Source organism: Aeromonas sp. FDAARGOS 1416 (assembly GCF_019048085.1).
Taxonomy (GTDB): Bacteria; Pseudomonadota; Gammaproteobacteria; order Enterobacterales; family Aeromonadaceae; genus Aeromonas; species Aeromonas veronii.
In genome coordinates, this window is the sequence record NZ_CP077301.1 from 4,460,001 (window position 1) to 4,480,390 (window position 20,390).

The 20,390-nt window shown below is 59.1% G+C and carries 17 protein-coding genes, 2 rRNA genes and 1 riboswitch (1 of these 20 only partly in view); of the genes, 11 read left to right on the forward strand and 8 right to left on the reverse strand.

What is annotated here, in order from left to right; all coding sequences use genetic code 11:
- From I6L46_RS20390 to I6L46_RS20415, 6 genes are all read left to right on the forward strand, one after another.
- Window positions 1–1,968: ribosomal RNA gene (locus I6L46_RS20390) — 23S ribosomal RNA — on the forward strand (it extends 921 nt beyond the left edge of the window).
- A 78-nt stretch (window positions 1,969–2,046) separates the two neighbouring features.
- Window positions 2,047–2,161 (forward strand): 5S ribosomal RNA (rrf, locus tag I6L46_RS20395).
- 284 nt (window positions 2,162–2,445) lie between these two features.
- Window positions 2,446–2,898 carry a pullulanase gene (locus I6L46_RS20400; RefSeq protein WP_005349109.1) on the forward strand — a complete coding sequence of 151 codons (453 nt, stop codon included), beginning with the start codon at window positions 2,446–2,448 and terminating at the stop codon, window positions 2,896–2,898.
- 211 nt (window positions 2,899–3,109) lie between these two features.
- Window positions 3,110–5,257, forward strand: a complete 2,148-nt coding sequence (locus tag I6L46_RS20405) for an adenosylcobalamin-dependent ribonucleoside-diphosphate reductase (RefSeq protein WP_216976933.1) — start codon at window positions 3,110–3,112, stop codon at window positions 5,255–5,257.
- A gap of 10 nt (window positions 5,258–5,267) precedes the next feature.
- A complete protein-coding gene (locus tag I6L46_RS20410; protein ID WP_100646741.1) occupies window positions 5,268–5,951 on the forward strand; it encodes an NrdJb in 684 nt (227 codons plus the stop codon).
- 220 nt (window positions 5,952–6,171) lie between these two features.
- The gene (locus tag I6L46_RS20415; RefSeq protein WP_005339173.1) at window positions 6,172–7,542 is read left to right on the forward strand and encodes a PhoH family protein; all 1,371 of its coding nucleotides are present in this window, start codon (window positions 6,172–6,174) and stop codon (window positions 7,540–7,542) included.
- Window positions 7,543–7,622: 80 nt separating this feature from the next.
- Here I6L46_RS20415 and thiQ read toward each other — a convergent pair whose 3' ends face one another.
- The 3 genes from thiQ to thiB are packed head-to-tail and all read right to left on the reverse strand — an operon-like array spanning window position 7,623 to window position 10,901.
- Window positions 7,623–8,318 (reverse strand): thiamine ABC transporter ATP-binding protein, encoded by a 696-nt coding sequence (gene thiQ / locus I6L46_RS20420; protein ID WP_216976935.1) that lies wholly within the window; start codon window positions 8,316–8,318, stop codon window positions 7,623–7,625.
- Window positions 8,305–9,924 (reverse strand): thiamine/thiamine pyrophosphate ABC transporter permease, encoded by a 1,620-nt coding sequence (gene thiP / locus I6L46_RS20425; RefSeq protein WP_216978078.1) that lies wholly within the window; start codon window positions 9,922–9,924, stop codon window positions 8,305–8,307. The genes thiQ and thiP overlap by 14 nt, the downstream gene beginning before the upstream one ends.
- A complete protein-coding gene (gene thiB, locus I6L46_RS20430) occupies window positions 9,921–10,901 on the reverse strand; it encodes a thiamine ABC transporter substrate binding subunit (RefSeq protein ID WP_216976937.1) in 981 nt (326 codons plus the stop codon). The genes thiP and thiB overlap by 4 nt, the downstream gene beginning before the upstream one ends.
- 60 nt (window positions 10,902–10,961) lie before the next feature.
- Window positions 10,962–11,052, reverse strand: a riboswitch (TPP riboswitch).
- 89 nt (window positions 11,053–11,141) lie between these two features.
- Between thiB and I6L46_RS20435 the strand changes: the two genes are divergently transcribed.
- Window positions 11,142–11,432, forward strand: a complete 291-nt coding sequence (locus I6L46_RS20435) for a PilZ domain-containing protein (protein WP_100646738.1) — start codon at window positions 11,142–11,144, stop codon at window positions 11,430–11,432.
- A 30-nt stretch (window positions 11,433–11,462) separates the two neighbouring features.
- Here I6L46_RS20435 and I6L46_RS20440 read toward each other — a convergent pair whose 3' ends face one another.
- The 5 genes from I6L46_RS20440 to leuA form a co-directional block, all read right to left on the reverse strand.
- Window positions 11,463–12,392: a transglutaminase domain-containing protein gene (locus I6L46_RS20440; protein ID WP_216976940.1), complete on the reverse strand. Its 930-nt coding sequence runs from the start codon at window positions 12,390–12,392 to the stop codon at window positions 11,463–11,465.
- 117 nt (window positions 12,393–12,509) lie between these two features.
- Entirely contained in the window at window positions 12,510–13,109 is a 600-nt protein-coding gene (gene leuD / locus I6L46_RS20445; protein WP_100654506.1) for a 3-isopropylmalate dehydratase small subunit, read from the reverse strand.
- Window positions 13,110–13,121: 12 nt separating this feature from the next.
- Window positions 13,122–14,519: a 3-isopropylmalate dehydratase large subunit gene (leuC, locus tag I6L46_RS20450; RefSeq protein ID WP_216976942.1), complete on the reverse strand. Its 1,398-nt coding sequence runs from the start codon at window positions 14,517–14,519 to the stop codon at window positions 13,122–13,124.
- Window positions 14,520–14,552: 33 nt separating this feature from the next.
- Window positions 14,553–15,638 (reverse strand): 3-isopropylmalate dehydrogenase, encoded by a 1,086-nt coding sequence (gene leuB, locus I6L46_RS20455; RefSeq protein WP_216976944.1) that lies wholly within the window; start codon window positions 15,636–15,638, stop codon window positions 14,553–14,555.
- A gap of 192 nt (window positions 15,639–15,830) precedes the next feature.
- Window positions 15,831–17,393 (reverse strand): 2-isopropylmalate synthase, encoded by a 1,563-nt coding sequence (leuA, locus tag I6L46_RS20460; RefSeq protein ID WP_216976945.1) that lies wholly within the window; start codon window positions 17,391–17,393, stop codon window positions 15,831–15,833.
- A 408-nt stretch (window positions 17,394–17,801) separates the two neighbouring features.
- Between leuA and I6L46_RS20465 the strand changes: the two genes are divergently transcribed.
- The 4 genes from I6L46_RS20465 (at window position 17,802) to I6L46_RS20480 (ending at window position 20,348) form a co-directional block, all read left to right on the forward strand.
- Window positions 17,802–18,422, forward strand: coding sequence for a TetR/AcrR family transcriptional regulator (locus I6L46_RS20465; protein WP_005349170.1), 621 nt, complete (start codon window positions 17,802–17,804; stop codon window positions 18,420–18,422).
- A gap of 126 nt (window positions 18,423–18,548) precedes the next feature.
- Window positions 18,549–19,052, forward strand: coding sequence for a phosphatase PAP2 family protein (locus I6L46_RS20470; protein ID WP_216976948.1), 504 nt, complete (start codon window positions 18,549–18,551; stop codon window positions 19,050–19,052).
- On the forward strand, window positions 19,049–20,158 hold the full coding sequence (locus I6L46_RS20475) for an MJ1255/VC2487 family glycosyltransferase (protein WP_216976950.1): 1,110 nt from the start codon (window positions 19,049–19,051) through the stop codon (window positions 20,156–20,158). The genes I6L46_RS20470 and I6L46_RS20475 overlap by 4 nt, the downstream gene beginning before the upstream one ends.
- A 37-nt stretch (window positions 20,159–20,195) precedes the next feature.
- The gene (locus tag I6L46_RS20480; protein ID WP_005341188.1) at window positions 20,196–20,348 is read left to right on the forward strand and encodes a hypothetical protein; all 153 of its coding nucleotides are present in this window, start codon (window positions 20,196–20,198) and stop codon (window positions 20,346–20,348) included.
- Window positions 20,349–20,390: the final 42 nt, after the last annotated feature.

A 20,390-nucleotide genomic window follows, 5' to 3' on the forward strand; every position in this document is an offset into this window, starting at 1 on the left:
ATCCGGGAGACACACGGCGGGTGCTAACGTCCGTCGTGAAGAGGGAAACAACCCAGACCGCCGGCTAAGGTCCCAAAGTTCTGGTTAAGTGGGAAACGATGTGGGAAGGCTCAGACAGCTAGGATGTTGGCTTAGAAGCAGCCATCATTTAAAGAAAGCGTAATAGCTCACTAGTCGAGTCGGCCTGCGCGGAAGATGTAACGGGGCTCAAACCAGGCACCGAAGCCGCGGATTTGCACTTAGTGCAAGTGGTAGGGGAGCGTTCTGTAAGTCTGCGAAGGTGTATCGAGAGGTATGCTGGAGATATCAGAAGTGCGAATGCTGACGTAAGTAACGATAAAGGGGGTGAAAAGCCTCCTCGCCGGAAGACCAAGGGTTCCTGTCCAACGTTAATCGGGGCAGGGTGAGTCGACCCCTAAGGTGAGGCCGAAAGGCGTAATCGATGGGAAGCAGGTTAATATTCCTGCACGACTTGTAATTGCGATGGGGGGACGGAGAAGGCTAGGTGGGCCAGGCGACGGTTGTCCTGGTGAAAGTGCGTAGGTGGTGTTTCTAGGCAAATCCGGAGACACAACACTGAGACACGAGACGAACACACTACGGTGTGGAAGCCATTGATGCCCTGCTTCCAGGAAAAGCCTCTAAGCTTCAGATTACAAGTCATCGTACCCCAAACCGACACAGGTGGTCGGGTAGAGAATACCAAGGCGCTTGAGAGAACTCGGGTGAAGGAACTAGGCAAAATAGAACCGTAACTTCGGGAGAAGGTTCGCTCTTGATGGTGAAGTCCCTTGCGGATGGAGCTGTCGGGAGTCGCAGTGACCAGATGGCTGGGACTGTTTATCAAAAACACAGCACTCTGCAAACACGAAAGTGGACGTATAGGGTGTGACACCTGCCCGGTGCCGGAAGGTTAATTGATGGGGTTAGCGCAAGCGAAGCTCTTGATCGAAGCCCCGGTAAACGGCGGCCGTAACTATAACGGTCCTAAGGTAGCGAAATTCCTTGTCGGGTAAGTTCCGACCTGCACGAATGGTGTAACCATGGCCATGCTGTCTCCACCCGAGACTCAGTGAAATCGAATTCGCCGTGAAGATGCGGTGTACCCGCGGCTAGACGGAAAGACCCCGTGAACCTTTACTACAGCTTGGCACTGAACATTGAACCTACATGTGTAGGATAGGTGGGAGGCTTTGAAGGCGTGACGCCAGTTGCGCTGGAGCCGTCCTTGAAATACCACCCTTGTATGTTTGATGTTCTAACGCAGGGCCCTGAATCGGGCTCGCGGACAGTGCCTGGTGGGTAGTTTGACTGGGGCGGTCTCCTCCCAAAGAGTAACGGAGGAGCACGAAGGTTGGCTAATCCTGGTCGGACATCAGGAGGTTAGTGCAATGGCATAAGCCAGCTTAACTGCGAGACGGACAGGTCGAGCAGGTACGAAAGTAGGTCATAGTGATCCGGTGGTTCTGAATGGAAGGGCCATCGCTCAACGGATAAAAGGTACTCCGGGGATAACAGGCTGATACCGCCCAAGAGTTCATATCGACGGCGGTGTTTGGCACCTCGATGTCGGCTCATCACATCCTGGGGCTGAAGTCGGTCCCAAGGGTATGGCTGTTCGCCATTTAAAGTGGTACGCGAGCTGGGTTCAGAACGTCGTGAGACAGTTCGGTCCCTATCTGCCGTGGGCGTTGGATGATTGAAGGGAGTTGCTCCTAGTACGAGAGGACCGGAGTGAACGAACCTCTGGTGTTCGGGTTGTCACGCCAGTGGCACTGCCCGGTAGCTAAGTTCGGAATCGATAACCGCTGAAAGCATCTAAGCGGGAAGCGAGCCCTGAGATGAGTCATCCCTGACCCCTTGAGGGTCCTAAAGGGCCGTTGGAGACCACAACGTTGATAGGTGGGGTGTGTAAGCGCAGTGATGTGTTGAGCTAACCCATACTAATTACCCGTGAGGCTTAACCATACAACACCCAAGAAGTGTTTCGAGCCTTGTAACGAATACGAAACTACTTACATCAGCTTTCTCAGATTGAAGAATTTGCCTGGCGGCCATAGCGCCGTGGAACCACCTGATCCCATGCCGAACTCAGAAGTGAAACGCGGTAGCGCCGATGGTAGTGTGGCATTCGCCATGCGAGAGTAGGACACTGCCAGGCACCGAATACAAGTAACCCCGCTCATCGAGCGGGGTTTTTTATTGCCTGCAATTCAGCACGTCACCGGATTATTAGACTTCCCCCTTCTTGTCATTCATTGATTACCCTTCTAAAGCCCCAAAAAGACCTCTTTTTCTGTTCGATATTTGCTCACCAATTCAATGTGTTGGATACAAAAAGTACAGAATGTGATGCCTCTACCTTTCTTGTGATGTCTCCTCTGGTTTAATTCTTCAGTCCATATTGATGGACCAAGGAATCACAATAATTTAAGGAATAGACTCATGTTCAAGAGAACAGTAACGATGATGCTGGCGGCGGGAACCCTGGTATTAGGCGGTTGCGCATCCAATGGTGGTGCAGAGCAGGCGGGGGCAGACAACAGCGACTTCGGTGGCAAGTCCATCTACCTGCGCGGGGAGATGAACGACTGGATGGCGACTGATGAAAGCAAGGTAGTCAAGGTAGCCGACAAGCTCTACATGGCCAAAGGCACCCTCAAGAAAGAGTGGGCCCCCTACAAGTTCAAGTTTGCTGATTCAGGCTGGAGCTGCGGTACCAACTTTGGCTACAAGAGCCCGAGTGATGGTGTTGCCGTACTGGGTGGTGAGGCTGTGCCGGTCAACCCCTGTTCCAAGTATGAGGACATGAAGTTCTCACCGGATGCCGATGGCGTCTACGAGTTCTATCTGAATATGGCGGGTGAAACACCGACCGTTTACGTCAAGAAGCCCTGATCTATCTCTGAGTGTTAAATCTCTCAGCAAATTAATCAGTTAAGTGCCCTGGCCCAGAAATCTGCTGGCCGGGGCATTTTTTTAGGTTAGAATCGGCGCCCTCATGGCATCAGGTGTACTATATGTTGTGCCATTAATTTTAGATGGCACCATTAGTTGTGTTTTCTGCTGTTGTCATGATGTTGATGCATTCACATAAGGTTGATTGAAAATGGCTAAATCGAACCCGGTGCTGGAGAGTGAGCTTGGCTCCCGCCTTATCCCCATGCAGGAAACGTCCCTCGAGATCTGGGATAGCAAGTATCGCCTCAAGAGCAAGTATGGCACTCCCATCGACAGCTCTATCGATGAGACTTACCAGCGGGTAGCCCGTGCGTTGGCAGAGCAGGAGCTGGAACCGGAGGCCTGGTATGAGCCGTTCCTGTGGGCACTGCGCAATGGGGCCATTCCGGCTGGCCGCATCACCTCTAATGCTGGGGCGTTTGAGCACAAGCCTGCCACTTCAACCATCAACTGTACTGTTTCCGGCACCATCGAAGATTCGATGGACGATATCCTCGGCAAGGTGCACGAGGCCGGTCTGACCCTGAAAGCCGGTTGCGGCATCGGATATGACTTCTCGACCTTGCGCCCACGCGGTGCTTTTGTCTCCGGTGCCGGTGCTTACACCTCAGGCCCGCTCTCGTTCATGGATATCTACGACAAGATGTGTTTCACCGTCTCGTCAGCCGGTGGCCGTCGCGGCGCCCAGATGGGCACCATGGATATCCGCCATCCCGATGTGATCGAGTTTATTCAGGCCAAGCGTGAAGATGGCCGCCTGCGTCAGTTCAACCTCTCCCTGCTCATCACCGAAGATTTCGTCAAGGCGGTGAAAGAGGATGCCCCCTGGTCGCTGATCTTCCCCTACACCGCTAAAGAGGTGGAGCAGGATGGCATTGCGCTGGACGATCCCGCTCAGGTGCTATGGGCCGACTGGCCCAACAAGGAAGGGGTTGTATTCAACGAGTTGGGGCAGGTCGCTTGCAAGGTCTACAAGACCCTGCCAGCCCGCAAGCTGTGGAATGTCATCATGACCTCCACCTATGACTATGCAGAGCCCGGCTTCATCCTGATCGACAAGGTCAACCAGATGAACAACAACTGGTTCTGTGAAGAGATCCGCGCGACCAACCCCTGTGGTGAGCAGCCGTTGCCGCCCTACGGTGCCTGTCTGCTGGGCTCGGTCAATCTGACCAAGTTTGTGCGCGACCCTTTTACTGAAAACGCGGCATTCGATTGGCAGGCGTTTCGCAAGGTGGTGGCCATCTTTACTCGCATGCTCGACAACGTGGTGGAGATCAACCAACTGCCACTGGCCAAACAGCGCGAGGAGATCACAGCCAAGCGCCGACATGGCATGGGTTTCCTGGGTCTTGGTTCGACCCTCACCATGCTGCAGATCAAGTACGGCTCTGCGGCATCCGTAGCCTTTACCGAGCAGGTATCCCAGGAGCTGGCGATGACCGGCTGGCAGGAGTCCCTGCGTCTTGCCAAGGAGAAGGGCCCAGCCCCCATCATGGAGCAGGAGTTCGAAGTGACCGGCAAGATGCTGCGTCTGCGCCCGGAAATGGCGGCTGATGGCATCAAGGTGGGCGACAAGGTGAAGGGCAAGGTGCTGCATGCGCGCTACAGCCGCTACATGCAGCAGGTTGCCGAAGTGGATCCTGCGCTGGTCGCCGAGCTGGCCGAAGTGGGTGGGCGTTTCACCCATCACAGTAGTATCGCGCCGACCGGCACCATCTCGCTGTCTCTGGCCAACAACGCCAGCAACGGCATCGAGCCGAGCTTTGCCCACCACTACAGCCGCAACGTCATCAAGCCGGGCAAGAAGAGCAAGGAGAGCGTGGATGTCTACTCCTTCGAGCTGCTGGCCTATCGCGAGCTGGTGAATCCGGCCGCCATGCCCTATGCCGATGATGAGGCGAGCCGTCTGCCGGACTACTTCATTACTGCTGATGACATCACCCCGGCCCAGCACGTGGACATTCAGGCGGCGGCCCAGCGCTGGATCGACTCCTCCATCTCCAAGACTGCCAACGTGCCGACCGATTTCCCGTTCGAGCAGTTCAAGGACATCTACATGTATGCCTCGGACTCTGGTCTCAAGGGCTGCACTACCTTCCGTTTCAACCCGGAGGCCTTCCAGGGCGTGCTGGTGAAGGAGAAGGATCTGGAGAACACCCTGTACGATTTCACCCTGGAGGATGGCTCCGTCATCTCCGTCAAGGGGAACGAAGAGATCGAATACGATGGCGAGCTGCATACGGCCGCCAACCTCTACGACGCCTTGAAAGAAGGCTATTACGGTAAATTCTGAGAACGATATTATGGTCAAGAAGATCGACAAGAAAATCGTCGCCTACAAGGTGCGTACCAAGGATGAACCGCAAGAAGATCTCTCTGTGCAGGATGACGTAGTGCATATGCACGAAACCGTGCTGCGCCCGGAGCGGCTGATGGGCACCACCTACAAGTTGAAGACGCCGGAGCATGTCTCCGAGCACTCGCTGTTCATCACCATCAACGACATCATTCTCAACGAGGGCACGGTTCACGAAACTCGCCGTCCGTTCGAGATTTTCATCAACTCCAAGAGCCTGGAGCACTATCAGTGGATCGTGGCGCTGACCCGCATTATCTCGGCGGTATTCCGCAAGGGGGGGGATGTCACCTTCCTGGTGGAGGAGCTGCGTTCCGTATTCGATCCCAAGGGCGGCTACTGGAACAAGGGCAAGTATGTGCCGTCGCTGATCGCCGAAATTGGCAACGTGATCGAGAGCCATCTCACCGAGATAGGCATGCTCAAGGCGCCGGGGTTGGACGAGCATCAGCAGGCATTTCTGGCCGAGAAGCAGGCCGAGTTGAAAGCCGCTCAGGAGGCCGAAGAGCAACAGGCGGGCAGTGGTTTCCCGGCCAATGCGGCGCTCTGCTACAAGTGCCACACCAAGGCGCTGGTGCTGAAGGATGGTTGCATGACCTGCCTCAACTGTGGCGACTCCAAGTGCGGCTGACAAACATGCCCAAGTAGTTGAACGATAGAGAAAAGACCGGCCACAGTGCCGGTCTTTTTGTTGCTGTTTTTATACGCAATCAAATCAGGCGGCCAAGTGATTTGTTGCGCGATAGTAAAATCGGGCGTAGCGTTGAGGGTAATAAAACTGTCACGGCCGTGTGGTTTCAATGACATCTGAGATTCACACACGTGGCCCTTCAGTGCCAAGGAGGATGCTTATGGACAATACGGACCGAAAGCTGTTTATCCTGGATACCAACGTTCTGCTTCACGAACCCCTCGCTATCTACTCCTTCAAAGAGCACGACGTGCTCATCCCCATGACGGTGCTGGAAGAGCTCGATAACATCAAGGATCGCAACAAGGATGTCAGCCGCGACGCGCGGGTGGCCATTCGTGCGCTGGAAGATGTGTTCCGCGATGCAACCCCGGATCAGATCACCCAAGGTGTTCCGCTGGCTGGCGAAGCGAGCGGCAATATCTGCATCTTCAGCGATCACCATCTGCCGCAGGATGCCGAGGTGTTTACCGACAAGGAGGCCGACAACCGCATCATCAACGCGGCCCTCTATCTGCAAAAGCATGAGTTGAAGCGTCAGGTGGTGCTGGTCACCAAAGACATCAACATGCGCCTCAAGGCCAAGGGGGCCGGGCTTGCTCACGTTGAAGATTACCGTAGTGACCAGCTGATCGATGATATCCGCCTGCTGGCCAAAGGCTTTCAGGTGGTGCCCGGCAGCTTCTGGGAGCGGGTTGGCGAGTGCGAGAGCGAGACCCATGGCCGCGACACCATCCATGTGATCGATGCCAATCTGCTGGAAGGGGTTCATGTAAACCAGTATCTGGTGGATGAAGAGAATTTCTTCGCCGCCCGGGTGCTCAGCCACGATGGCAGCAAGATCCGCATCAAGGATCTGGGCCGCGAGCGACTGATGTCTCGCAAGGCGTGGGGTGTCCATCCCAAGAATGTCTATCAGGGGATGGCGCTGGATGCACTGCTCGATCCGCACATCGATCTGGTGATCCTGACCGGCCCGGCGGGTTGCGGCAAAACCTTGCTGGCCATGGCTGCTGCGCTGGAGTTGGTGATTGAGAAGGGCATTTACGAGAAGGTGATCGTCACCCGGAATACCCCGGAAATTGCCGAAAGCATCGGCTTCCTGCCCGGCACAGAGGAGGAGAAGATGATGCCCTGGCTGGCGGCGGTGACTGACACCCTGGAGGTGCTGCACAAGCAGGACGAGAACATGAGCGGCTCGCTCAGCTACATCATGGAGAAGGCCAACATCCAGTTCAAATCGGTCAACTTTATGCGCGGGCGCAGCATCCAGAACACCTTCGTGCTGCTGGATGAGTGCCAGAACCTGACCGCATCCCAGATCAAGACCATCATCACCCGCTGCGGCGAGGGCACCAAGATCGTCTGCTCCGGTAACCTGGCCCAGATCGACTCCAACTACCTGAGCCCGGTGACTTCGGGGCTCACCTACATCGTCGAGCGTTTCAAGGATTTCGACGGCAGTGCCAACATCTTCCTCAATGGCGTGGTGCGCAGCCGACTGGCTTCGTTCGCCGAGGAAAACCTCTGATTAAACTGAATATTTCCAGATACAAAGGGAGGCCAATCGGCCTCCTTTTTTGATCATGGCGCAGTCTTTACTCCCAAGGGCTATTGGCCAAGGTAGCGCAGCAGCCCCGGGTGGTCGCTATTTTGCAGAATATCCGGCTTGCCTTGCAGGGCGATGCGCCCCTCGTCGACAAACAGCACCTGATCGGCAATCAGCTGGGCATCTTCCGGATTGTGGGAGACCATCAGTACGGTAATGCCCTGCTCGCAGGCGAGGCGTGCCACTTCGGCCAGCATCTCCCGGCGCAGGGCGGGATCGAGGGCCGAGAAGGGTTCATCCAGCAGCAGCAGCGGCTTGCCTCGCACCAGCGCGCGGGCCAGCCCGACCCGCTGCTGTTGGCCGCCGGAGAGCTGTTCAGGCAGGCGGCTTAGCATCTCGCCAAGACCAACCCGCCCGGCCGCCTCGTTTACCTGTGCACGCTGGGCGGCACTCAGGCGCAGGCCCGGGTGCAAGCCGATGGCGATATTGTCGAACACCGACAGGTGGAGGAACAGGTTGTGATCCTGAAACAGGGTGGTGACCGGTCGCTCGGCGGGGCCCAGTGGCAGCAGGTCTTCACCATCGAAACTGAGGCGGCCTGATTCCACCGGCACGAAGCCGGCGATCATCCCGAGCAGGGTCGACTTGCCCGCGCCGCTTGGGCCGATCAGCGCGGTGATCTCCCCCTTGGGCAAGGTCGCGCTGAAGCTGACGCGCCAGTCCGGGTAGCTGGTCGCAAGCGTATCAATGTTCAGCATGTTTTCCTCCAAGCCCCCGTTCCACCAGCCAGAACAGGGAGAAACAGAGTGTCAGCAGCAGCAGGGCGGTGGCGGCTGCTTCGGTCAGCCGATAGCTGCCGAGCTGTTGATAGAGCAGCCAGGGCAGGGTGGTAAGCTCCTGACTGCCAAACATGGCGATGGCGCCAAGATCCCCCAGCGAGAGGATCATCGACAGCGCCATCGCCAGTGCCAGCGGGCGGCGCAGCAGCGGCCACTCCACCAGTCGCAGGCGATGCAGGCCGCGTACCCCCAGGCTATCCGCCAGCCGGTCGTATTGGCGCACCACCAGCTGCATGGGGGCGGAGAGGGTGCGCAGCACGTAGGGTAGCGCCATCAGGGCGTTGACCAGCACCACCAGCCAGGGGCCGAGGGCGAACACGTCGGCAAAAGGCATAAACAGGATGAAGAGACCGGTGGAGAGCACCACCGCCGGGATCATCAGGATCATCGAACCGCTGGCCTCCCACAGGGCGGCAGCCCGTCGCTGGCGGGTGCGCACCTTGAGGTGACGGCTGGTGAGCAGCAGGCCGCTGCCGAGCAGGGTCGCCAGTGTGCCTGCCGCCAGCGCAATCAGCAGCGACTGGCCGCTCGCCTGCCACAGCTTGCTGGAAGTGAGCGCCATCAGCAGGCCGGGGTGAAGGCCGGCCACCACGATAGCCAGCAGTGGTGGCAGAAAGATGGTGAGCCCGATACAGAGCGAGAGGAGATCCACCACGGCCGCTCCCGGCTGATGGCGATCCGGCCGCAGACAGGGGCGACGGGGAGTCACCCTGCTGGCCGGGGTGCTCTGCAGCTTGTGCTGCAGGGCGAGCAGGGCGGCGGTCAGGATGAGCTGCACCAGCGCCAATCCGCCCGCGGTGGCGAGATCGAAGTCAAAGCGCAGCGCCTGATAGACGGCCACCTCCAGGGTGGTCGATTTCGGCCCGCCCCCCAGCGCCAGTACGGTAGTGAAGCTGGTGAAGCAGAGCATGAAGATGAGGCTGGCCAGCCCCGGCAATATGCCGCGAATAAGCGGCCACTCCAGCAGCCGGAAGATGTGGGATGAGCGCATGCCGAGCTGGCTGGCAAGGCGCCAGCTCGATTCGGGGATGCTCTCTATGCTCTGCAGCATCAGGCGTGCCGCCAGCGGCATATTGAAGAAGACGTGGGCCAGCAGGATACCGAACAGGCCGTAGAGATAATTGCCGGGATCCAGCCCCAGTGAGCGCAACAGTTGCGGTAGCCACCCTTGCTTACCGTGTACCGCTACTATGCCGAAGATGGCGATGATGACCGGCAGTACCAGCGAGAGACCGAACAGCTTGATCAGCAGGGTTCGGCCAATAAAACGGCGCCGTGCCAGCGCGCGGGCCACCGGAATGGCGAGCCCGAGACTGAGCAGGGTGGAGAGCAGTGCCTGCCCCAGACTGAAGCCCAGCACATGACGCAGATAAGGATCTGCGAGCAGGGTGCGGGGTGCCAGCGAACCGGCCTGCCACAGCAGGGCCGCGAGCGGCCCGAGGGATAACAGCAGGATCAACAGGGTGGCTGCACTGCCCGGCAGCCACCAGAGGGGACGAGCCTGTGGTTTCAGATAACGGCTCACTGGGTGACGGCTTGCAGCCACTCGCGGATCCACCCTTTGCGATTGGCGGCCACCTCATCGCTGCTGAAGGCGAGCGGCTTGGCTACGGTGATCATCTGCTCGAAGCCCTTGGGCAGCGGAGTGTCGATAACGGGATACATCCAGTTGCCGGTCGGGATCTCGTTCTGGAAGGCGGGGCTCACCATAAATTGCAGGAACTGGTCAGCCAGCTTCTCCTGTTTGGCGCTCTTCAGCTTGGCGGCCACTTCTACCTGACGGTAGTGACCCTCTTCGAAGGCGGCAGCCTGATACTGGGGCTTGCTCTCGGCAATCAGGTGATAGGCCGGAGAGGTGGTGTAGGAGAGCACCATGTCCGCTTCACCATCGAGGAACATGCCATAGGCCTCTGACCACCCCTTGGTGACGGTGACCGTCTTTCTGGCAAGCTTGGCCCAGGCGGCAGGCGCCTTGTCGCCGTAGACAGACTTCATCCACAGCATCAACCCCTGCCCCGGGGTGGAGGTGCGGGGATCCTGATAGATCACCTTGAGGTCGGGGCGCTCCACCAGCTCTTCCAGGCTCTTGGGCGGCTGCTTGAGTTTGTCTTTGTCATAGACGAAGGCGAAGTAGCCGTAGTCGTAGGGGACGAAGGTGTCATCCTGCCAGCCACCCGGCACCTTGATGCCATCCAGCTTGGCGGGATGGGGGGCAAACAGGCCGCTCTGTTTGGCTTCGCTGATGAGGGCATCGTCAAGCCCCAGCACCAGATCGGCCTTGCTGTGGTTGCCCTCCAGCCGCAGCCTGTTGAGGATGGCGACCCCATCTTCGAGGGGAACCAGATTGAGGGTGCAATCGCACTCTTTCTCGAAGGCCTGTTTGATCTTGGGCCCCGGACCCCACTCGGCAGTGAAGGAGCTGTAGGTGTAGACGGTGAGGGTGTCGGCGGCGAACGCATTGGCCGACAGCAGGCCGGTGGTGACCAGCAGCAGGGTCTTCATGGGTGGCACTCCCTATTACTTGTTCATAACGAGGTGCCAGCGGGTGAGGGCGCAAAAAATGAGCGCCATGCCTCAAATTCCTCCGCCAGCATTATCTGGATCAGGTACACGGGTATAATCTCAGCGGTAAACCGCACCCCGTTTGAGAAACGAACCGCATTGTATTAACGTTCTTTTGGGTAGACCAGCACAATTGTGCAATACCCATGAGATGACGCCCACCCAACAGAGGATGTTCGCGTGCTTACCAATACCAAGGAAAGGCGTGCCTTTGCGCGCATGGTCATCAATGCTCCGGTCACCGTCTATCAGCAGCAGCTGGTGCTGGAGGGGATCTGCCGGGATCTCAGTGCCAACGGCATGGGGATTGCGGTCTCTGAACACCAGCTCGACATCAATCAGCCCATCCGGATCAGTCTTGCCACCAACAACAACCTGTTGCCTCCCTTTGAAGCCCATGCCCGTATTATCCGGGTGCTGGAGGAGGAGCGCGGGTTGCTGCTGGCGGTAGAGTTTCTGCCTCAGGGTTAATCCGCTATCCCCATCGGCAGAAGGAGGGGATTAACCTTTCTCCTGAACCGGCTGCACACTCAACTGCTTGCTATCGACCAGCGTTTTGCTGGTCGATGCTATTTGGCCCGCAGGCAAGGTGGCGGGACCGGTAGGTTCGAGCAGCAGGTAGTTCTGCCCCTGCCAGTTGAGGGTCACATCCCCCGGCTTGGCGGGCAGGTCAACGGCCAGCAGGGCATGGCCGGGGACGAACACCATGGCCTGTTTCAGCTCCGGAAAGAGCTGAGCCAGCATGGCGGCCATCAGGGTTACCTTGCTGTCGCAGTCCCCCCGGTTCTGCTCCAGCACCTGACGGGGCGGGAGAAAGCCCTTGCCCTGTCTTCCATTCAGGCTATCGAGCTGCTGATAGGGGATGCTCTGGATAAAGGTGAGCATATGGGCCACGGTTTTCTGGCGCGCTTCCGTTTCGGTGCTGCCCTGCTGCTTGAGTTGATCCGCCAGCGGAGCCAGCCCGCTGCGACTCTCCAGCGCGATGCGCACATGGTCCTGCTTCACCGCCAGCTGTCCGTCCGGGGTGTTGAAGTACTGGAAGTAGTGTTTGGTCAGCCACGCCTGCTCCTCTTTGCTCCGCTTGGACTGCAGAAAGGCCATCGCCTCGCGCGCCTTGTCCTGATTGCGGCTTTTCAGATGCAGCTCCAGCGAGGGGCGAGCGAGGGTGAACTGCACCTCGGGGTAGTTCTGGCGCACCTCCCGCAGCAACACCTGCAACACCTCCTCCTGCATTCTCGCCGGACGATAGGCGATAAGGGGCGGCAACTTGCCCTGTTCGAGCCGGTAGGTGAGCTGTTGGGGTTTGCCTTCGCTATCCTGCCAGCCGACGCTGATCTGGCCGAGGCTGTTGTTGAAGCTGGTTTGGCTGGCCCCCGCAGGCAGGGCAAGCAGCAGGGCACAGAGCAGAGGGATTGCCATCGGTCTCTTCATCATCCTTTCCTGTGGCACGGGCCAGTTCCGGTGGCCCAAAGTGGGAAGCTTCGCGGACAGTAAAACAGGGAGCCGAAGCTCCCTGTTGATTCTACTCGTTTTTTTGCAACTGGCGCGTTAAATCCAGCTCGGCTGCTTCGCCTCAAAGGCGCTGATGGCGGCCTCGTGCTGCAGGGTCAGACCGATGGCATCCAAGCCGTTGAGCAGACAGTAACGGCGGAATTCATCGATCTCGAAACCGAAGCAGAGGCTACCTGCGCGCACCTGATTGGCTTCCAGATCCACCTCGATCTCGATGCCCGGCTTGGCGGCGACCAGCTGGAACAGGGCGTCAACCTCCTCCTCCTTTAGGCGCACCGGCACCATGCCATTGTTGATGGCGTTGCCGTAGAAAATGTCGGCAAAGCTCGGGGCTATGATGGTCTTGAAGCCGTAGTCGGCCAGCGCCCAGGGGGCGTGCTCGCGGCTCGACCCGCAGCCGAAGTTCTCGCGGGCCAGCAGAATGCTGGCACCGGCGAATTGCGGCTGGTTCAGTACAAACTCGGGGTTGGGCTGCTGGCCGGCATCGTCCAGAAAGCGCCAGTCATGGAACAGATGCTTGCCGAAACCGATGCGGTTGACCTTCTGCAAAAACTGCTTGGGAATGATGGCGTCGGTGTCGACGTTGGCGCTGTCGAGGGGGACGACGATCCCTTTGTGCTGTTTGAATCCTGTCATCGAAATGTCCTCTTACAGTGCGCGAATGTCGGCGAAGCGGCCGGTGACGGCGGCAGCGGCGGCCATGGCCGGGCTCACCAGATGGGTGCGGCCGGCGCGGCCCTGACGCCCTTCGAAGTTGCGGTTGCTGGTGGAGGCGCAGCGCTCCCCCGGTTGCAGCCGGTCGTTGTTCATCGCCAGACACATGGAGCAGCCGGGCAGGCGCCACTCAAAACCGGCCTCGATGAAGATCTTGTCCAGACCCTCGGCTTCGGCCTGCGCCTTCACCTGCTCTGAGCCAGGCACCACCAGCGCCTGCACGCCAGCGGCGACCTTTCGACCGCGGGCGATGGCGGCGGCGGCACGCAGATCCTCGATGCGGCTGTTGGTGCATGAGCCGATGAATACCTTGTCGATGGCGACATCGGAGAGCTTCTGGCCCGGTTGCAAGTCCATGTAGGCGAGAGCCTTGCGGGCGGACTGCTGCTCCATCAGATCGCTGAAGGATTCCGGTGCCGGAATCGGCTCATTGACGGCAATCACCTGGCCCGGGTTGGTACCCCAGGTGACCTGCGGGGCGATATCGGCAGCGTCCAGCACCACTTCGGCATCGAAGTGGGCGCCTTCATCGCTCTTGAGGCTCTGCCAGTAGGCGATGGCCCGCTCAAGCGCCTCGCCTTTGGGGGCGAACTCCTTGCCACGGATGTAGTCGATGGTGGTCTGGTCGGGGGCAATCATCCCCGCCTTGGCACCCAGCTCGATGGCCATGTTGCACACCGTCATCCGCCCTTCCATGGAGAGGCCCGCAATGGCCTCGCCAGCGAACTCCACCACATAGCCGGTACCACCGGCATGGCCGACCTTGCCGATAATGGCCAGCACAACGTCCTTGGCACTGATGCCCTCGGCCAGCTTGCCGTTGACCGAAATGCGCATGGTCTTGGCTCGGCCCTGTTTCAGGGTCTGGGTCGCCATCACATGTTCCACTTCGGAAGTGCCGATGCCGAACGCCAGCGAGCCGAAGGCGCCATGAGTGGCGGTGTGGGAGTCGCCGCAGACGATGGTTGTGCCGGGCAAGGTGATGCCGAGCTCGGGGCCCATCACATGGACGATCCCCTGATATTGGTGGTTGAGATCGTAGAGGCGAACCCCGAACTCTTTGCAGTTGTCGGCCAGAGTCTCCATCTGGATGCGGGCCATCTCGCCGGAGGCCGCGATGTCCTTGGTGGTGGTGGAGACGTTGTGATCCATAGTGGCCCAGGTCAGATCCGGGCGGCGCAGCTGGCGGTTCATGGCGCGCAGGCCGTCGAATGCCTGCGGGCTGGTCACTTCATGTACCAGATGGCGGTCGATGTAGATGAGGGGCGTTTCCCCTTCCACTTCCCGTACCACGTGGGCGTCGAATACTTTTTGATAGAGGGTCTTGGCCATTGCTTCTCTCTTCCTTGTTATCTGTTATGCGGCTCAGATCCGGGCGGCGATCTGGCTACCCATCTCGGACGTGCTCTGCACCGGATGGCGGGCGCTGGCCTGATGCAGGTCGGCGGTGAAGTAACCCTCGGCCAGGGTCTGGGCCACGGCCTGCTCAATGGCCTGGGCGGCAGCCTCCATCCCTAAGCTGTAGCGCAGCATCAGGGCGGCGGAGAGGATCTGGGCAATGGGATTCGCAATACCCTTGCTGGCGATATCCGGGGCCGAACCACCGGCCGGTTCGAACAGGCCGAAACCCGATTCGTTGAGGCTGGCGGAGGGGAGCAGCCCCATGGAACCGGTGATCATGGCGCACTCGTCGGAGAGGATGTCACCGAACAGGTTGGAGCAGAGCAGCACATCGAACTGGGACGGATCCTTGATGAGCTGCATGGTGGCGTTGTCGATATACATATGGTTGAGGGTTACGTCCGGATAGGACTTGGCGACTTGCGTCACCACCTCGCGCCACAGAATGGAAGAGGCGAGCACGTTGGCCTTGTCGATGGAGGTGACCTTGCCACGGCGCACGCGAGCCGATTCGAACGCAATCTTGGCGATGCGCTCAATCTCGAAGCGATGGTACACCTCGGTGTCGAACGCCTTCTCGTTCGCCCCTTCTCCCTCGCGCCCCTTGGGCTGGCCGAAGTAGATGCCGCCGGTCAGCTCACGCACACAGGCGATGTCAAAACCGCGATCGGAGATATCGGCGCGCAGCGGGGAGAACTGCTCCAGACCGGTGTAGATACGGGCCGGGCGCAGGTTGCAGAACAGCTTGAAGTGGGCGCGCAGGGGCAGCAGGGCGCCACGTTCCGGCTGATCGTTGGGGGGCAGATGTTCCCATTTCGGGCCGCCTACCGAGCCGAACAGCACGGCATCGGCCGTTTCACAACCCGCGATGGTACTTTGCGGCAGCGGGGTACCGTGGTTGTCGATGGCGATACCGCCCACGTCATGGCGATCATACTCGAAGGCGAGGCCGAACCTGGCCTGCACCTTCTCCAGCACCTTGATGGCCTCGGCCATCACTTCAGGGCCAATGCCGTCACCCGGCAATACTGCGATCCGATAACTGCTCATACACTCTCCATCCTGATATTGTCTTTGAGATCCCTCTGTCCGGTTTCCCCGACGCTGCGCGCGGTTCCCGGTTCAGACGCTCCCCGTCCCGATGTTGTCATTCCATGCCGTCTGTGTGGCTGCGAGTCCTGCTCAGACGGTTTCCGATTTGATGCTGTCATTCCATTCCGTCTGTTTGGTATCGAGTTCGGCTCAGACGGTTTCTGATTTGATGCTGTTATTGCGTTCCATCTGTTCGGCCACCTGATCGGCGCGCCAGATGCTGTTGATCACATGGAGCAGGGCGTGGGCCGAGGATTCGATGATGTCGGTGGCCAGTCCCATGCCGTGGAATTTGCGCCCTTTGTACTCGGCGACGATATCGACCTGACCGAGGGCATCTTCCCCTTCGCCCTTGCTCTTGAGGGCATATTTGTCGATGCGTATCTCATAGCCGGTGATGCGGTTGATGCACTGGTAGACTGCATCCACCGGGCCGTTGCCGGTGGCCGCTTCGCAAATCAGATCCTGACCCACCTTCAATTTGACCGAGGCGGTGGCCAGCACCGAGCTGCCGCTCTGGACCCCGAGGTACTCCAGCTTGAAGTGCTCGGGCTCTTCGTGGATCTGGCTGAAGAAGGCCAGCGCTTCGAGGTCGTAGTCGAATACCTGCCCCTTCTTGTCGGCCAGGGTCAGGAACTTGCCGTAGAGGTGGTCGAGGTCGTAGCTGCTCTCGGCGTAGCCCATGGACTCCATCCGGTGCTTGATGACGTGGCGGCCGGAGCGGGAGGTCATGTTGAGGTTGTTCTGGGTCAGGCCGATGCTCTCGGGAGTGATGATTTCGTAGGTATTTTTCGCCTTGAGTACTCCATCCTGATGGATGCCGGAGCTGTGGGAAAAGGCGTTGGCCCCGACGATCGCCTTGTTGGGCTGCACCGGCATATTGCACAGCTGGCTGACGAGGGTGCTGGTGCGATGAATTTCGTTGTGGCGGATATTGGTTTGCACCCCGAGCAGGTCGGCGCGGGTTTTGAGGATCATCGCCACCTCTTCCAGCGAGCAGTTGCCCGCCCGCTCGCCGATGCCGTTGATGGTGCACTCGATCTGTCGGGCTCCCATCTGCACCGCGCCGATGGAGTTGGCCACCGAGAGCCCCAGATCGTCGTGGCAGTGGACCGAGATGATGGCCTTGTCGATGTTGGGCACCCGGTTGAACAGGGTGTGGATGATGCCGGAGAACTCGGTCGGTACCGTATAGCCCACGGTGTCCGGGATATTGATGGTGCGGGCGCCAGCCTTGATGGCGGCCTCCACCATGCGGCAGAGGTTATCGATCGGCGTGCGGCCCGCATCCTCGCAGGAGAACTCCACATCATCGGTGTAGCGCAAGGCGTGCTTGATGGCGCCGACCCCCATCTCCAGCACGTCTTCGAAGCTCTTTTTCAGCTTGCTCTCCACATGGATGGAGGAGGTGGATATAAAGGTGTGGATGCGAAACGCCTCGGCGACCCGCAAGGCTTCGCCGGCGGCGTCGATATCCTTGGGCAGGGCGCGGGCGAGGGCGCAGACCCGGCTGTTTCTGATGTGGCGGGCGATGGTCTGCACCGATTGAAAATCGCCGGGAGAGGAGACCGGGAAGCCCACCTCCATGACGTCGACACCGAGCCGCTCCAGTGCCTGGGCGATCTGCAGCTTCTCCTTGACTGTCAAACTGGCCGCCAGGGCCTGCTCACCATCACGCAAGGTGGTGTCGAATATGATGACCCGATCTGACATGTGACTTCCCTCTTCCTAAGTTCGGTAACGTGCATCCTGCGGCGGCATAAAAAAACCCGTGCAGGGTGCACGGGTTTTTGTAAATTCCGGCTATGCCTTAGCCCGGCTACAAGGATCCCGCGCGAGTTAACGCGATTAGGGAGATTAGTAGTAGCGGGGTGGCGATACGCATGACGTTGTTATTCCTTCCAGTCGATAACGCTTTTACCAATATCGAGATTTTTATGCTGTGTCAACACGGAAGGTCAGGGGCAATCTGCTGACGTATTTAATCGGATTGTAAAGGATTGCAAATTTCCTTGTCCCATATTCGGCCCATGACCGATTATCTGGTCATTCCTGCTGTGCTCTATTCTCTGCACAACCAGATCGACTTATCAGCATTGGCTGAATTATCTGAGGTGTTAAATGGAAAAACGTAGACCTGGTCGTCCGGTCGGACGTTCTGACATTCGTGACAAGTTGCTTGCTGCCGCCCGTGAGCGTTTTCTCAATACTCCCTATAGCAAGGTGACTACACGCGAAATCGCGGAGCTTGCTGGCTCCAATCTGGCAATGATCCACTACTACTTCGGCAGTAAAGAGGGTCTTTACAAAGCGGTGTTGGGCGATGTGGCCGAACCCCTCGACCATGCTTGGCAAGATGAACACAGCAATCACAGCCTCAACGAGCTGCTCAACACCTACTATCAGGTGATGGCGCCCAACAGCGAGCTGACCTCTGCCATCTCCAGCGCATTGTCGACCGAGAAGAGCCCGGGCCGGGATTTTGTGCTGAACCGCCTGCTGGAACGTCAGCTGCCGCAGTTCGATGCCCTGCTGGAAACCATGAAGTCTAACGGCGAGCTGGGTGACAACCTGGATCCCGACATGCTGAAGATCTCCTTCCTCAGCATGATGTGGCAGCCATTCGTGATGAAAGATCTCTACGAGCAGGTGTTTGGCCTGAAAGTGGATGAGCACTTCATGGCCCGTCTGGCGGACCACAATTGCCGTCTGATGGAGACCGGTCTGCGCGGCAGCCACTGATTTTGCCGCAACATCGAGATTAAAAAGGGCCATTCGGCCCTTTTTTCATAAATCTGTTATCCCTTGTTCAACGTAACGTCATCCCGCTTTCTTACTCTGCAAGCAGAATTCAGGGAAGGAGGGGATATGAACAAGATCCAGCAATGGGACCTGCAGGTGTGCCGGATCTGCCTGCTTCACGGCTACAACCGGCAGCAGGCGAGGGTGAGTCGTCTCATTTCCCGCACCGGCGATGGCCCGCTTTACGCTGTGCTGGCCGCCCTGCTCTGGTGGCAGGGGGAGGCAGAGCGGGAGCTGGTGCGACTGGCGCTGCTTGCCTTCGCCATCGAACTGCCCCTCTATCTGCTGCTGAAAAACAGCCTGAAACGGCAACGGCCGGTCGGCTTGCCGGTCTTTATCACTCCTTCCGATCGCTACAGCCTCCCTTCCGGCCACACCGCCGCCGCTTTTCTGATGGCCACCATACTGGCCACCGCCTTTCCGCTCTGGGCCCCCCTGCTGTTTGGCTGGGCGGCGCTGGTGGGGGCATCCCGGTTGCTGCTCGGGGTGCACTACCTGAGTGATCTGGTGGCCGGTGCCCTGCTGGGGGGCGGTTGCGCCGTGCTGGCGCTCGGCTGGAGCCACTCATGAGGATACTGTTTGGGGTGCAAGGCACCGGCAACGGTCATATCAGTCGCAGTCGCACCTTGGCGCGGGCGCTGCGCACAGCAGGGGTCGAGGTGGATTATCTCTTTAGCGGCCGCCCCGCCGACCGCTATTTCGACATGGAGGAGTTTGGCGCCTACCGCGCCTTTCCCGGCCTCACTTTTGTCAGTCACGAGGGGCGAGTTTCTCCGTGGCGCACCCTGCAAGCCGCCTCGCCACTCACCTTCTGGCGGGATCTGCGGGCTCTCGATTGCAGCGAATACGATCTGGTGGTGAGCGATTTTGAGCCGCTGACCGCCCACGCTGCCCGCCGCTATGGCAAGCCGAGCCTCACCGTCAGCCATCAGGCCAGCTTCAACTGGCCCATCCCGCGCTGGGGGGAGGATGGGGTCAGCCGCCAGCTGATGCGCCACTTTGCTCCTGTGGATCAGCCGCTCGGGCTGCACTGGTTTCACTTTGGTCACCCCTTGTTGCCGCCGGTGATCGACCCCATCGCCGCCGCACCGGATAACGGCGAGATCCTGGTCTATCTGCCATTCGAGCAGACCGAGGCGATCGCCGCCCTGTTGTCGCGCTTTGGTCAGCAACGCTTCGTCTGCTTTCACCCCGCCATTCGCACCCCTAGCCAATGGCGCAACCTGCGCTTCGAACCGCCATCGCGGCACGGGTTTATCGCCGTACTGGCCGGTTGTCGCGGTGTCATCTCCAACGCGGGTTTCGAGCTGGCTTCCGAGGCACTCACCCTCGGCAAGAAGCAGCTGGTCAAGCCCCTCGGCGGCCAGTTCGAACAGCTGACCAATGGCAAGACGCTCGAGATGATGGGGCTGGCAACTCTGATGGATGTGCTCGATGCCAATCTGGTGCGTACCTGGCTCGACAGCGCCTCGCTGGGGGCAGTCTGCTACCCCGATGTAGCGGGGGAGCTGGCCCGCTGGCTGGCGGCGGGCGCTGACGAGAGCGTGGCCTCTCTGTCGCGGCGGCTCTGGGCGCGCACTCTGTTTCCGGAGGAGGTAAGTGATCGCCTGAGCGAGCTGGATGGGGGCGACTGTTTATCCAGTTGCTGGTTATCGCAAGTGAGCGTTGTTGACTAGACTGAAAGGCGATCCCACCAAGGAGAGGACGGAGCAAATGCGCTTTACCAATGAAAACGGCGAAGTCATGAACCTGGCTGACAATCTCACCCTGCACGAGTTGCTCGATATGGGTGTCAGCATTTCGGTCAGTGAAGAGACCGATCCGGATCAGCAGATCTGGCTGGCTGAGCCGGATCAGGACAACTGATTCATCATTCGGCATCAAGCCCACCGCTGAGCGGTGGGCTTT

Excerpts from the sequence above, each read along its gene's own strand:
- I6L46_RS20400 (WP_005349109.1), top strand. The coding sequence starts at position 2,446 with ATGTTCAAGAGAACAGTAACGATGATGCTGGCGGCGGGAACCCTGGTA.
- I6L46_RS20405 (WP_216976933.1), top strand. The coding sequence starts at position 3,110 with ATGGCTAAATCGAACCCGGTGCTGGAGAGTGAGCTTGGCTCCCGCCTT.
- I6L46_RS20410 (WP_100646741.1), top strand. The coding sequence starts at position 5,268 with ATGGTCAAGAAGATCGACAAGAAAATCGTCGCCTACAAGGTGCGTACC.
- I6L46_RS20415 (WP_005339173.1), top strand. The coding sequence starts at position 6,172 with ATGGACAATACGGACCGAAAGCTGTTTATCCTGGATACCAACGTTCTG.
- thiQ (WP_216976935.1), bottom strand. The coding sequence starts at position 8,318 with ATGCTGAACATTGATACGCTTGCGACCAGCTACCCGGACTGGCGCGTC.
- thiB (WP_216976937.1), bottom strand. The coding sequence starts at position 10,901 with ATGAAGACCCTGCTGCTGGTCACCACCGGCCTGCTGTCGGCCAATGCG.
- I6L46_RS20440 (WP_216976940.1), bottom strand. The coding sequence starts at position 12,392 with ATGAAGAGACCGATGGCAATCCCTCTGCTCTGTGCCCTGCTGCTTGCC.
- leuD (WP_100654506.1), bottom strand. The coding sequence starts at position 13,109 with ATGACAGGATTCAAACAGCACAAAGGGATCGTCGTCCCCCTCGACAGC.
- leuC (WP_216976942.1), bottom strand. The coding sequence starts at position 14,519 with ATGGCCAAGACCCTCTATCAAAAAGTATTCGACGCCCACGTGGTACGG.
- leuB (WP_216976944.1), bottom strand. The coding sequence starts at position 15,638 with ATGAGCAGTTATCGGATCGCAGTATTGCCGGGTGACGGCATTGGCCCT.
- leuA (WP_216976945.1), bottom strand. The coding sequence starts at position 17,393 with ATGTCAGATCGGGTCATCATATTCGACACCACCTTGCGTGATGGTGAG.
- I6L46_RS20465 (WP_005349170.1), top strand. The coding sequence starts at position 17,802 with ATGGAAAAACGTAGACCTGGTCGTCCGGTCGGACGTTCTGACATTCGT.
- I6L46_RS20470 (WP_216976948.1), top strand. The coding sequence starts at position 18,549 with ATGAACAAGATCCAGCAATGGGACCTGCAGGTGTGCCGGATCTGCCTG.
- I6L46_RS20475 (WP_216976950.1), top strand. The coding sequence starts at position 19,049 with ATGAGGATACTGTTTGGGGTGCAAGGCACCGGCAACGGTCATATCAGT.
- I6L46_RS20480 (WP_005341188.1), top strand. The coding sequence starts at position 20,196 with ATGCGCTTTACCAATGAAAACGGCGAAGTCATGAACCTGGCTGACAAT.